This window comes from Caulobacter sp. GW456-12-1-14-TSB4 (assembly GCF_059424195.1).
This window is the reverse complement of record NZ_JBWKZF010000015.1, coordinates 95253-107129: the sequence shown is the minus strand read 5'-3', so window position 1 is coordinate 107129 and position 11877 is coordinate 95253. Positions and strand designations below refer to the sequence as shown.

Genomic DNA, 11877 nt, shown 5'->3' with positions numbered 1-11877 from the left:
AGCCCACCCGTTAGACTTAGCGGATGGCGACCAGATCGGCGTCGTCGGTGACGATGTAGATCATGTTGCCGACCGCGATCGGGTTGATCAGCACCGAGGCGCCGATCTTCAGGGTCTTTTCCTTGGCGCCGGTCTTGGCGTTCAGGGCGACGGCCTCACCGGCGCTGGACACCGTGATCAGACGGCCATTGGCCAGGATCGGGGTCGACCACAGGATCGGATGCTTGGCGCGCTTCTTCTTCTGCTTCTTGGACAGGGCCTCGGTGTTGTTGAGGTCCTGGATCCAGTAGACCGAACCGTTCTCGCGCGAGACGCAGATCACCTGGCCGGCCTTGTCGACGACGAAGACGACGTCGCCGGCGGCCCACGGGGTGGTGATGGCGGTGACCGGCAGACTCCAGCGGGCCTGGCCCGAGCGCAGGTCGGTGGCGGCGAAGACGCCCGAGTGGCTGACGGCGAAGACGTCGCCCTTGTAGATCACCGGGCGGCCCGGGATGTCGCGGATTTCCGACAGCGCGTTGGTGCGGCTGGCGCGGCTGAGTGCCTCGCTCCACAGATCGTTGCCGTTGGTGGCGCGCAGGGCCACCAGTTCGCCCGAGGCGAAGCCGGCCACGACGGTGTCGCCGCTGACGGCGGGGCTCGAGGCGGCCAGGATGCGGGCCGGTTCGCTGAGGGCCTGGTAAGTCCAGCCCGGCGCGCCGGTGGCCGCGTCAAAGGTCAGCAGTTCGTTGTCGGTCGAGACCACGAACACGCGGCCGTCGGCGACGGTCGGCGCCGCGTGGATCGGGGTCGTGACATCCTGCGTCCAGTTCAGATTGCCCGACGCGGCGTCCATTTGAGCCACCAGGCGGAAGCCCGAGGTGACGTACAGCTTATTGTCGGCGCCGACAGCGACGCCGCCGCCAAAGCCCAGGCGATCGTTCTTCTTAGGCAGCAGGCCCAGGAAGCCGGCCTTCTTGATCGAACCGGCGGCCGGACGCAGGTCCTTGCGCCAGATCTGCGAGCCCGACTTGGCATCCAGCGCCACGACGTCGGCTTCACCGTCCATCACGAAGATGCGGCCTTCGGCCGACACTGGCGGGGCGGTGACGTGGAAGGTCTTGCCGCCCTTCTTGCCGAAGCCCTTCTTCCAGGCGATCTGGAAGTCCTTGCCGGCGTCGACGTGCTCGATCGACTGTTCGGCGTTGCCGCCCGGCAGGCGCCATTCGGTCTGGGCAACCGGATCGGGCAGGAAGAAGTCGGCGCCCTTCAGCGACTCGTTGGCCTCGACCTTCTGGTCGAAGGCGATGATCGAGATGCGCTGACCCTGGCTGGCCTGGGACTTGTTCTTGTCCTTGCCGTGGAAGGGATTGATCTTCGAAACCGTCGAGCAGCCGGTGACGGCCATGGACGCCGACATCAGCGCGACCAGGGCGACGGAACGCTTGGAAATCATCAGGCGGCTCATTGGGCGTTAGGGGCGGCTTGCGGGCCAGCCGCGGCGGGCAGTTGGCTCATCGGCGGCATTGGCGGCAGGTTGGCGGCGGCCTTCACGGCGGCGGCCAGGTCCTTGGCGGTGCCCGAGTCGATCAGCTGCATGGCCGCCTGGGCGCGCTGGCGCACCTCGTCGGACGTGCTGCTGTCGAGCGAATTGGCCAGGATCACGAAGTCTGCGCGCGCCCCCTTCAGGTCGCCGGCCTGCAGCTTGGCGAAGGCCAGCGCTTCCTTGGCGTACACGCGGTACGGGCTCTTTTCCCCCGCCAAAGGCGTCAACCTCGATTCCAGATCCTTGTAGGGAGCCGTGTCCATCAGGGCGAAGGCGGATTTGAGGCGGGCCAGGTCGCCCAGCAGGGTGTTCGGCGCGGCCTTGGCGGCCTCGTCGAGATAGCCGACGGCCTCCTTGGTCTTGTTCTCTTCGAGGCGGATATCGCCCATCTGCATCAGGGCCAGGGCCTTGTAGCCCTCGGCGCCGCCGTCGGCGACGACCTTGAACTGGCCGAACGCGCTGGCCGGGCCTTGCTTCTGCGCTGTCACGAGCGCGGCCTGGTAGCCTTCCGAGGCCTTGTTGGCCTGGGTCGTCTGATACGAGGTCCAGCCCCAGTAGCCGCCGACGCCGATCACCACGGCCACCACGGCCGCCGCCACGAACGGCAGCGATTTCACCGCCAGCTTGCTATAGCGCTCCGAGCGAAGCTGTTCTTCGACTTCGTCAAAAACATCGACCACGAAACGAGGCTCCGAAACAGGCGCTGGTCCAGGGACGTCTCTCGCACGGGAGCGACGCCGCTGGACTGAAGACAGATTGTGGCGGGCGGAGGGCCGCTCGCCGAGGCGGCGAACCTATAGCGTGCCGCGCTGAGCCGCAACGCGCCCTTTTAAGCGTTTAGGCCTTCTTGGCGTAATAGGTCTCGGCTTCGCCCGGGAAGCTGCGATCCTTCACGTCACGCGCGTAGTCGGCCGCCGCGCGGGTGATCTCGCCCTTCAGGTCGGCGTAGCGGCGGACGAACTTCGGGGTCCAGTCGAACAGGCCCAGCATGTCGTCGACGACCAGGACCTGGCCGTCGCAGCCGGCCGAGGCGCCGATGCCGATGGTCGGGACCGAGACGGCCTCGGTGACTTCGCGGGCCAGACTCTCGGCCACGCCCTCGACGACGATGGCGAAGGCGCCGGCCTCGGCGGTCAGGCGGGCCTCTTCCAGCACCTTGGCGCGGCCGGCTTCGTCCTTGCCCTTGGCCTTGAAGCCGCCTTCCAGCAGCACCGCCTGGGGCCGCAGGCCGACATGGCCCATGACCGGCACGCCGCGCTGGGTGAGATAGGCGATGGTCGCCGGCACGGTCGGACCGCTCTCGACCTTCACCGCCTGGGCGCCGGTCTCCTTCATGATCCGCACGGCGTTGGCGTAGGCCTCCTCGGGCGCGCCCTCGTACGAGCCGAACGGCATGTCGACCACGACCATGGCCTTCCTGGAGCCGCGCATGACCGCCTGGCCGTGCAGGATCATCATCTCCATGGTCACGCCGACGGTATTGGGCAGGCCATGCACGACCATGCCCAGCGAATCCCCGACCAGCAGCAGGTCGCACGCGTCGTCCAGCGCGGCGGCGACCGGCGCGGTGTAGGCCGTCAGGCAGACGATGGGCACGCCGCCCTTGCGGGCGGCGATGTCGGGGGCGGCCAGACGGCGAACCGTCTCTTCACGATGGGCGGACAGGGCGAGCGCTCCCTCAAGCGGCGTCTTTCAAGGCGCCGTTTGTGGGCCGGATCGCGCCGCACCGCAACATGAACGGCGATAACACCGCTCAGGACAGTACGGCGCGTACCTCAGAAGTCCTCGACCACGCGCGTCACGAAGAACGCGATGGCCACGACGGCCAGACCCGCCGCCAGCCAAACGGCCTCGGCGCTGGACGGGGTCGTCAGCACCGCGTTGAACTTGGTCACGGCGCCGTTGATCTCGTTCTCCAGCGTGTGGCTGCCGTTCTTCGACAGCTGCGCGACCTCGTTCGAGAAACGAGTCGACAACAGCTGGAAGGCCGCGATCAGGCCCGCCGCGCCGCCGGCGATGGCGATGAACATCCGCCGCATCGCCCAACCCCGGTCCAGCTTGGCCGCGACCTCGGCGTTGAACAGAGCCGCGTCGGGGAACGACGGCGGCTCGGCGAACAGACGTGACAGTTGGGCTTCGAAATCGGGTTCAGCCATGAGCTTCCCTCCTCGCCCCTTTCTCAGGTTGGGCCTCTGATCGGGCGAGTTTCGCCCGGAGTTTATCCAAACCACGTTTGACATGGGATTTGACCGTGCCGATCGGGATATTCAAGGCCTCGGCCGCCTCGGCGTGGGACCAGTCGGCGCCGTAGCACAGGGAAACGCACAGGCGCTCCCCGCGTGACAGCGTCTTCAGGGCCTCGTCGAGATCGATGCGACTGGCCGCGTCCCCCGACGCGTCGCGCACCATCACGTCCTCGACCGGTTCGACGGTGTCCGAGAAGATCAGCCGCGTGTCGCGCTTGACCTTCTTCAGATAGAGCCGCGCGGCGATCTTCTTGATCCAGGCCCCGAAGGTCCCGTCCCCGCGAAACTCGGCCGCCTGTTCGAAACCAGTCATGAAGGCGTCCTGGGCCAGGTCGTCGGCGGTGGCCGAGTCGGCGCCCAGGCGGCGCAGCAGCCCCCGGACGGCCGAGCCGTGCCTGCGCACCAGCTCCCCGTAGGCCCTACGGTCGCCCGCCGCCGCTTGGGCTGCGAGTTCGACATCGTGACCGGTTGGTGGGCGTTCCGTGCCCATTGGATCATGCCCCTCCCAAGGCTCGCGAGCCGTCCTAGACCCGCTCTTCCTTGTTCGGATTGAAGAAGCTGAGGACGATGAAGGCCACGCCGATCACGGCGGGAATGACGGCGATGCCGAAGCCGTCGAAATCGCTGTCGCCATGAACGACGCCCAGCGAGGTGGCCAGACCGATGCCGATGCCGATGGCCAGCCAGATCACGCCGGTGCGCAGGTCGCGCAGACGGGTCGGCGGGGTCTTCACGCTGCGGCTCATGGCCTCGATCACCTCGGGCGGGACCGGTTGGCCCTTCTCGATGGCCACGCGCAGGGTGCGCTGCATTTCACGACGCTCGCGGCTCTTGAAGTAGAACGGCAGGCAGACGATGGCGGCGACCATGGCGAAGGCGCCCAGCGGAACGATGATTTCAGGACCCATTTTAAATCCTCCAACGAGTTGTTTGGACGACGCCCCCGCGCCGCCTTCACTAGTAAGAGGCGTTCACGGTCCTGTTTGGAGGCGCCCGCCGGGATGAAACTTTCGTAAGACGAGTCTAGCGGATCGAAAGACCCAGCCGACGCCATACCGAGGGGCCGCCGGCCATCAAGGCCGCCGCGACGAAAGCCCCCAGGGCCGCGACCGGCGCCAGCCCTGGCGCGATGATCTCCACCGCCCGGTTCAACACCGGAGAACAGGCCCACAGCACCAGGGCGATGACCACCGCCCCGGCCGCGCCCGTCGTCAGGCGGTCCAGGAACATCTGGCGCTCGATCCGCTGCATCACCTCGGCGGTGAAAACGTCGGCGCGGCTCTGCTTGGGCTCTTCACCCAGGAAGGCGGCGAGTTGATCGTCCAGGTTCATCGAGAACCTCCCATAACGGCCAGCAGTCGCTCGCGACCACGGGTAACATGCGATTTCACCGTGCCTAGGGGAAGCCCGAGCGCATCGGCGGCTTCGGCGTGCGACCAGCCCTGGCCGAGACACAACGTGACACAGGCTCGCTGGTCTTCCGGCAAAGTCGCCAGGGCTTTTTCGAGGGCCATGCGGTCCTCGGCCCCGACTTCGGCGGCGGTCTCCAGTTCCTGCTCCCCGCGCCAGGCCTCGTCGCGGGCGGCGGCGCGCTGGGCGCCGCGTCGCTGCGACAGGGCCTTCTTCCAGGCCACGCCATAGAGCCAGGCCCGGAAGCCCTCGTCCTCGCGCAGCCTCGGCAGGCCCGCCCAGGCCGCCACGAAGGCTTCCTGGGCGATGTCGTCGGCGTCGATCCAGCCGCTCTTGCGCAGGAAGCCCCGCAAAGGCTTCTCGTGGATCGCCACCAGCCGCGCGAAGGCGGCCTGGGAGCCCGCGCGCGCCTGTCGGACGAGCGCGGCTTCCATCAGATGGTCGGACCCTTCTGGTCGAGGATCACCTGGACCAGGGTGGCCAGGCACAGCGCGCCCAGCACGAAGGCCACGATCACGAAGGCCTCGCCCGCGCCGTACATGTCGGTGGCGGCCGCGACGGTGAAGCCGCTGGCCAGCGCGCCGAACAGCACCACCTGGTACCAGCTGCGCTCGCGACGGCGACGATAACGCGGACGCTCGTCACGCTCCTCGTCGTCGCCGTGCCAGCGCTTGTTAAGCCGGGCCAGAAGTTCGGGCGGCGGCTCGCGGCCGGACGCGGCGTAAGTCTTGATCAGGTCCAGCGTCTCGCGATTGGCGCGGTACGACAGCCACGACTGCCACGCGCCGAACACGAACCAGCTGAGCGGGAAGATCAGCCACCAGAACTGACGGAAAATGTCCTCTGACATCGGATGCTCCTAGCGGTTCAGCGCCGAGACCAGGGCGGCCGGCGGTTCCTGGCCCTTGGCGGCCAGCTCGCGCAGCGTCTCGACCACCTCGCGGCGGGCGCGGTAGTCCAGCCATGAGCGGAAGGCCCCCAGCGCCATGGCGCCGATCGGGAACATCAGCCACCAGAAGTCACGGAACAGGTCGGCCACGGTCAGGTCCTTCAAACAGGCGCGATCATTCGCGCTTTCGAAGGTTAGTCGCCGCCGACCGTCACGCTGGATGCGCCGACGTACGAAATAATTTCGGACATCGTGGCGAAGGACACCGTGGGCTGGTGCTGGGCCAGGATCGAGGGCTTGGCGTAGCCCCACGTGACGGCGCCGCAGTCCAGGCCCACCGCGCGGGCGGCCTCGATGTCGCGGGTCTCGTCGCCGATGCAGATGATCTTGTCGCGCGAGACGCCCTGGCGGGTGACTTGCTTGAACTTGCGGGCCTTGCCGAACAGCGACGCGCCGCAGGCATAGAGGCTGATCAGATCGCCCAGCTCCTCGCCCAGCACCCGGCGGATGACCGCCTCGCTGTTGGAGCTGACCACCGCGATCTTGACGCCGGACGCGTGCAGGGCGCGCAACATCCGGGCGGTCTCGGGGAACAGCGGGATGGTGTGGGCGTCGGCGGCCATCAGCTTCTTGCCGGCGCGGGCGATCAGCGGAAGCTTCCAGGGCGAGACGCCCAGATAGCGGATGACCTCGCGGGTGCTGCGCCCGCGCAGCATCTCGATCTCTTCGTCGGTGACGGTCTTGAAGCCGTACCGGCGCGCCATCGGATTGACAGCCCGCATCATCCAGGCGGCGCTGTCGGCCAGCGTGCCGTCGAAGTCGAAGATGACCAGCTCGTATCGCGAGACAGCGTCCCCCACGCGTCCAATACCCCCACATGGCCCGCGACGACGCGGGACCTTCCGTCCAGTGATAGACTGATCCCCTGGAAGTTGTCGTCTTAAACTTCGCGGAAGGCGCGAGGGAAAGCGTGGATGATTTTCGCGGCTTAACCCAGTGAAGCTTCGTAGATCTCGGGCTTGAAGCCGACCAGGCGACGGTCGCCCAGGTCCAGAACCGGACGCTTGATCATCGACGGCTGGGCCAGCATCAGGGTGATGGCCTTGTCGGCGGTCAGGTCGGTGCGGTCGGCCTCGTCCAGCTTGCGGAAGGTCGTGCCGGCGCGGTTCAGGATGGTTTCCCAGCCATGCTCCTGGACCCAGCCCTCCAGCGTGGCGCGATCGATGCCGACGGCCTTGTAGTCGTGGAAGTCATACGCCTGACCTCGGCTCTCAAGCCACTTGCGAGCCTTGGCGACCGTGTCGCAGTTCTTGATGCCGTACATCGTCGGGGTCATGGCAGGCCTCTTACGCGATTCCCGCGCCGGTCAGATCCCAGCTCCGCAGCACGATGTGCTGGGTCTGGCCCAGCTTGCTCTGCACCAGCACGAAGCGGTCCACGGTCCAGCGGATCGGCGCGATGTCCTGGGCCGGGATGACCTGGCCGTCGTAGAGCAGCGTGATGTGCGGGACGAACTGCTTGTCGGGCTTCAGGGCCGCGCCGGCCATCTTCAGGCCCAGCGCCCTCTGGAAATCGATCAGCGAGGCGACGCCCTCCCCGCCTTGCAGCGTGAAGGGGTTGTTGCCCGGCCGGTTGGCGAAGCTGACGGCCTTGTCGAAGACCACCTCGAACGATGCGGCCGAGAGCGCGTCACCAGCCATCTTGCCCTTGGTCACCATGTCGTTGGGCAGGCCGACATAGTCGCCCAGGTGATGCAGGGTGATGTGAAAGCGGTCGGTCAGCAGCGGCTGGCCCCGCAAGCCCAGGCTTTCGCGCAGGCGGCGCGCCTCGATCGCAATCTTCTCGGCCGTGGCGGCGTCCGGATACAGCAGGAACATCAGCCGGTCGGTCGGCGTCGGCGGGTCGAAGCCCGGCAGGCCCATCTGCAATGTCTCGGCCATTCCGGCGCCTCCTGTCTCGTCGCCAGGGTTACGCCGCTTCGCTTTCCCGGCCAACGCCGCATTACATTTCGTTTACGCGCGTAATCGTTGGCTTGACGGGATCGTTTACGTGCGTAATCGTCAGAGCATGGATACGAACCCGCAACGCATCAGCGCCGCCGAGAGCGAAGTCATGAAGGTGCTCTGGGCCGACAGCCCCAAGCCCGCCGAGGACGTCCTGGCCCTCCTGGCCAAGGACCACGGCTGGGCCGAGGGCACGGTGAAGACCCTGCTGAACCGCCTGCTGAAGAAAGGCGCGATCGCCGCCGACAAGGACGGTCGCCGCTTCCTCTACCGCCCGCTGGTCGGTCGCGAGGACTATGTGGACTCCGAGAGTCAGGGCCTGCTGGACCGCCTGTTCGACGGCCGCCTGGCGCCGCTGGTCAGCCACTTCTCCAAGCGCGAGAAGCTGAACCCCGAGGACATCGCCGAACTGCGCCGCCTGCTGGACAAGATCGACGATGACCAGTGAGCTGATCCTGTTCCTGGCCAAGGCAAACCTGGCCCTGGCGGCGGCGGTGCTGCTGGCGCTCGCCTTGCGAAAGCCGGTCCGCGCTGCGTTCGGCGCCCGCAGCGCCTACGCCCTGTGGCTCATCGCGCCGCTGTCGGTGCTGGCCTTGCTGATCCCGGCGCGGACCGTCACCCTGCCCGCGCCTGTCGTCGCCAAGCCGGCCGTCATGGCCGTCCCGCAAGCGCCGGCGTCCTCCCCGTCCGTGACGCTCGCTCCCAACTCATCAAAGCCCCTACCGATCGCCGAGATCGTCCTGGGCTTGTGGGCCTTCATCGCCTTCGCCGGCCTGATCGTCCAGGCCGAGCGCCAGCGGCGGTTCGTCCGGTCGCTGGGCCGGCTCAGCACCACAGACGACGCCAGCCTGCTGCTAGCCGAGCGTCCTGGCGTCGGCCCAGCCGTGATCGGGGCCCTGGCGCCGTGCGTGGTTCTGCCCGCCGACTTCGCCGAGCGCTTCACGCCCGAGGAACAGGCCCTGATCCTGGCCCACGAGCGCAACCACCTGGCCGTCGGCGACGCCCAGATCAACGCCGTCGTCACCGGCCTGCGGTGCCTGTTCTGGTTCAATCCCTTCGTCCACCTGGGCGCGACCGTGCTGCGGATCGACCAGGAGATCGCCTGCGACGCCGCCGTGCTGGCCCGTCACCCCAAGACCCGCCGCGCCTATGGCGAGGCCATGCTGAAGACCCAGCTGGCCGCCTTCGCCCCGCCGATGGGCTGCCACTGGCCTGCCTCGGCCAACACCCAATTGAAGGAGCGTTTCACCTTGCTCGCCCGACACCACTCCAGCCGCGCCCGCCATCTGGCCGGCGCCGCCGCCGTCGCCATCCTCAGCCTGTCAGCCGGCGTCGCCGCCTGGGCCGCCCAGCCCGCGCAGGTCGTCCAGCAGAGCCCAGACGCAGCCAAGCGCGCCGTCGCCCGCCATCTCAGCCAGCCGCTGTTCGAAGCCGTCCGCGCCAAGGACATCGTCGCCGTCCGCGAGCTGATCGGCCTGGGCGCCGACGTCAACGCCATCCTCCCGGGCGACGGCTCGCCGCTGATCGAGGCCGCCCGTCGGGGCCGCATGGACATCGTCCAGGCCCTGCTGGCCGCCGGCGCCGATCCGAACCTGGCCGTGCGCGGCGACGGCGCCCCGCTGATCCAGGCCGCGATCTCGGGTCACCTGGAGATCGTCCGCCTGCTGGTCGACCGCGGCGCCAATATCGAAATCTTCGTCCCCGGCGACGAGACCCCGCTGATCAACGCCGCCCAGGCCGGCAGCCTGCCCGTCGTCACCTACCTGGTCGAGCACGGCGCCGACGTGAACCGGGCGGTCGTGGCCAATGCCGGCGAGACGCGTTCGCCGCTGAGCCAGGCCCGCAAGAACGGCCATGGCGCCGTCGTGAACTACCTGAAGAGCCGGGGCGCACGCAGCTAACGCTGCGCCCCGCACTTTCCCCAACAAAATCAGCGAGTTTTTCAACGATGGCGATCATCGACGCCCGGACTTTGCCTGACGCCAGCCGCATCGAGGCCGATCTCGTGATCATCGGCGGCGGCCTGGCCGGCATCACCCTGGCCAAGGAGCTGGCCGGCGGCCCGCTGAAGGTCGTGATCCTGGAGAGCGGCGGCCTGGAGATCGACATGGACAACCAGGCCCTCTACGCCGGCTCCGGCGTCCAGACGGCGCCCGACAATCCGGACCGGCCGTTCGACAACTATCCGGTCCAGTCGCGCGTCCGGGCCCTTGGCGGCTCGGGTCACGTCTGGGGCGGCAAGTGCGGACCGCTGGACCCCGCCGACTTCGCCGAGCGGTCCTGGGTTCCGTACAGCGGCTGGCCCGTCACCCGTCTGCAGATGCAAGGCTACTACGACCGGGCCTGCGACCTGCTGGAGATCCCGCGCTTCCCGCTGGAGATGGCCAAGCCCACCGAGCCCGATCGCCAGCCCCTGGCGCTGGACCCGGCCGACGGCTTCTTCCCGGCCCCGCGCGAGTTTTCCAGGTTCTCCGGCGGCAGCGACAAGAAGGCCTTCGACACTTGGCGCACCCAGTTCGCCGAGGCCGCGAACATCACCGTCTATCTCTACGCCAATGTCGTGAACATCCGCCGACAAGGCGCTGAAATCGTTGGACTTGACGTCGCCTGCCTCGACGGCAAGCGCCACAAGGCCAAGGCCAGGCGTTACGTCCTGGCGACCGGCGGCATCGAGAACGTCCGCCTGCTGCTGGCTTCGGAGAACCTGGGCAACGGCCACGACCTGGTCGGGCGGTTCTTCCAGGGCCACGTCACCTATTCCAACGACGGCGACGCCGAGACCGAAGGCTCGGCCGTGACCATCACCCGTTCAGCGCCGATGGAGCTCTACGCCCCCTCCAAGCGCATGGCGGCCCACTGCGTGATCGGCTCGGGCCTGAAAGCCCAGGCGCGGATGAAGACCGGCAACTTCACCGCCACCCTCTACAAGGCCACCCCTTCGGGGACCGACACCAAGGTCGGCGCGGACACCCAGACGATCCGCCGCCTGAGCGGCCAGGACGAGGCCCAACTGCTGGGCTACTTCGCCATGACCGAGCACTTCCCCAATCCCGACAGTCGCGTGACCCTGGATCCCGAACACAAGGACCCGCTGGGCATGCCGCGCGTACGCCTGACCTGGACCTATGGCGACAAGGACTATGCCGACCTGGAGCGGTCGGTGGCGGGGCTGGCCGACGCGTTCGGGGCCTCGGGCCAAGGCCGGCTGTGCTGGTCGATCCCGCGCGACAAGCTGCTGGCGACCTCCAGCGCCTCGCGCCACCACATGGGCACGACGCGGATGCATGCCGATCCCAGGAAGGGCGTGGTCGACGCCGACCTGCGCCTGCACGAGGCCAAGAACCTCTATGTCGCCGGCAGCTCGGTGTTCCCGACCTCCGGCATCGTCAATCCGACCCTGACCATCCTGGCGCTGTGCATGCGCCTGGCCGATCACCTGAAGAGCGAGACCGCTTGATGACCAGCCGCCGCGATCTCCTGGCCGCCCTCGTGGCGCTGGCCGCCACGCCCGCCCTGGCCCGCGCGCCGGACGCCACCTTCGCCGGTCTCGACCCCGCCGCCGTGCAGCGGATCGGCAGGGCCTGGCGCGAGCAGCATCCGACCATCACCGCCGCCATGCTGACCAAGCGCCTGTTCCCCAACGGACGCGGCGTGGCCGCCCTGCCCCGACTGCGCGACCAGGCTGCCGCCGATTTCCGCAAAGGCTCGATCTTCGCCTATCGCGGCTGGCGATTGTCCGACACCGAAGGCGCGCTCTTGGCTCTGCTGTCGCTGGAAGCTTAGCCCCAGGAACCCGGGCGGGCA

At 68.0% G+C, this 11877-nt stretch carries 17 protein-coding genes; 4 read left to right on the top strand and 13 right to left on the bottom strand.

Going from position 1 to position 11877, the window contains the following annotated elements; translation table 11 throughout:
- Positions 1-16: 16 nt before the first annotated feature.
- The 13 genes from AC07YH_RS15485 to AC07YH_RS15425 all read right to left on the bottom strand — a co-directional run bounded on the left by AC07YH_RS15485 (position 17) and on the right by AC07YH_RS15425 (position 8010).
- A complete protein-coding gene (locus AC07YH_RS15485) occupies positions 17-1447 on the bottom strand; it encodes a PQQ-like beta-propeller repeat protein (protein WP_494747863.1) in 1431 nt (476 codons plus the stop codon).
- Positions 1444-2205, bottom strand: a complete 762-nt coding sequence (locus tag AC07YH_RS15480) for a tetratricopeptide repeat protein (protein ID WP_494747862.1) — start codon at positions 2203-2205, stop codon at positions 1444-1446. The genes AC07YH_RS15485 and AC07YH_RS15480 overlap by 4 nt, the downstream gene beginning before the upstream one ends.
- A 157-nt stretch (positions 2206-2362) precedes the next feature.
- A complete protein-coding gene (gene panB / locus AC07YH_RS15475) occupies positions 2363-3190 on the bottom strand; it encodes a 3-methyl-2-oxobutanoate hydroxymethyltransferase (protein WP_494747887.1) in 828 nt (275 codons plus the stop codon).
- Positions 3191-3300: 110 nt separating this feature from the next.
- Complete coding sequence (locus AC07YH_RS15470) at positions 3301-3681, bottom strand: hypothetical protein (RefSeq protein WP_494747861.1); 381 nt, start codon at positions 3679-3681, stop codon at positions 3301-3303.
- Entirely contained in the window at positions 3674-4261 is a 588-nt protein-coding gene (locus AC07YH_RS15465; RefSeq protein ID WP_494747860.1) for an RNA polymerase sigma factor, read from the bottom strand. Before AC07YH_RS15465 ends, AC07YH_RS15470 begins: the two co-directional genes overlap by 8 nt.
- A 34-nt stretch (positions 4262-4295) precedes the next feature.
- Positions 4296-4679 (bottom strand): DUF6249 domain-containing protein, encoded by a 384-nt coding sequence (locus AC07YH_RS15460; protein WP_494747859.1) that lies wholly within the window; start codon positions 4677-4679, stop codon positions 4296-4298.
- Between the two features lie 115 nt (positions 4680-4794).
- Positions 4795-5103, bottom strand: coding sequence for a hypothetical protein (locus tag AC07YH_RS15455; protein ID WP_494747858.1), 309 nt, complete (start codon positions 5101-5103; stop codon positions 4795-4797).
- Positions 5100-5615 (bottom strand): RNA polymerase sigma factor, encoded by a 516-nt coding sequence (locus tag AC07YH_RS15450; protein WP_494747857.1) that lies wholly within the window; start codon positions 5613-5615, stop codon positions 5100-5102. The genes AC07YH_RS15455 and AC07YH_RS15450 overlap by 4 nt, the downstream gene beginning before the upstream one ends.
- Positions 5615-6031, bottom strand: a complete 417-nt coding sequence (locus tag AC07YH_RS15445) for a hypothetical protein (protein ID WP_494747856.1) — start codon at positions 6029-6031, stop codon at positions 5615-5617. The genes AC07YH_RS15450 and AC07YH_RS15445 overlap by 1 nt, the downstream gene beginning before the upstream one ends.
- Positions 6032-6040: 9 nt before the next feature.
- On the bottom strand, positions 6041-6235 hold the full coding sequence (locus tag AC07YH_RS15440) for a hypothetical protein (RefSeq protein WP_494747855.1): 195 nt from the start codon (positions 6233-6235) through the stop codon (positions 6041-6043).
- 29 nt (positions 6236-6264) lie between these two features.
- Complete coding sequence (locus AC07YH_RS15435) at positions 6265-6984, bottom strand: HAD family hydrolase (RefSeq protein WP_494747886.1); 720 nt, start codon at positions 6982-6984, stop codon at positions 6265-6267.
- Between the two features lie 74 nt (positions 6985-7058).
- Positions 7059-7406, bottom strand: coding sequence for an ArsC family reductase (locus AC07YH_RS15430; RefSeq protein ID WP_494747854.1), 348 nt, complete (start codon positions 7404-7406; stop codon positions 7059-7061).
- 10 nt (positions 7407-7416) lie between these two features.
- Positions 7417-8010 (bottom strand): 2'-5' RNA ligase family protein, encoded by a 594-nt coding sequence (locus AC07YH_RS15425; protein ID WP_494747853.1) that lies wholly within the window; start codon positions 8008-8010, stop codon positions 7417-7419.
- Positions 8011-8137: 127 nt separating this feature from the next.
- Between AC07YH_RS15425 and AC07YH_RS15420 the strand changes: the two genes are divergently transcribed.
- The 4 genes from AC07YH_RS15420 to AC07YH_RS15405 are packed head-to-tail and all read left to right on the top strand — an operon-like array spanning position 8138 to position 11856.
- Entirely contained in the window at positions 8138-8521 is a 384-nt protein-coding gene (locus AC07YH_RS15420; RefSeq protein ID WP_494747885.1) for a BlaI/MecI/CopY family transcriptional regulator, read from the top strand.
- The gene (locus tag AC07YH_RS15415; protein WP_494747852.1) at positions 8511-9974 is read left to right on the top strand and encodes a M56 family metallopeptidase; all 1464 of its coding nucleotides are present in this window, start codon (positions 8511-8513) and stop codon (positions 9972-9974) included. Before AC07YH_RS15420 ends, AC07YH_RS15415 begins: the two co-directional genes overlap by 11 nt.
- A gap of 47 nt (positions 9975-10021) precedes the next feature.
- Positions 10022-11530: a GMC oxidoreductase gene (locus AC07YH_RS15410; RefSeq protein ID WP_494747851.1), complete on the top strand. Its 1509-nt coding sequence runs from the start codon at positions 10022-10024 to the stop codon at positions 11528-11530.
- Entirely contained in the window at positions 11530-11856 is a 327-nt protein-coding gene (locus AC07YH_RS15405; RefSeq protein WP_494747850.1) for a hypothetical protein, read from the top strand. The genes AC07YH_RS15410 and AC07YH_RS15405 overlap by 1 nt, the downstream gene beginning before the upstream one ends.
- Positions 11857-11877: the final 21 nt, after the last annotated feature.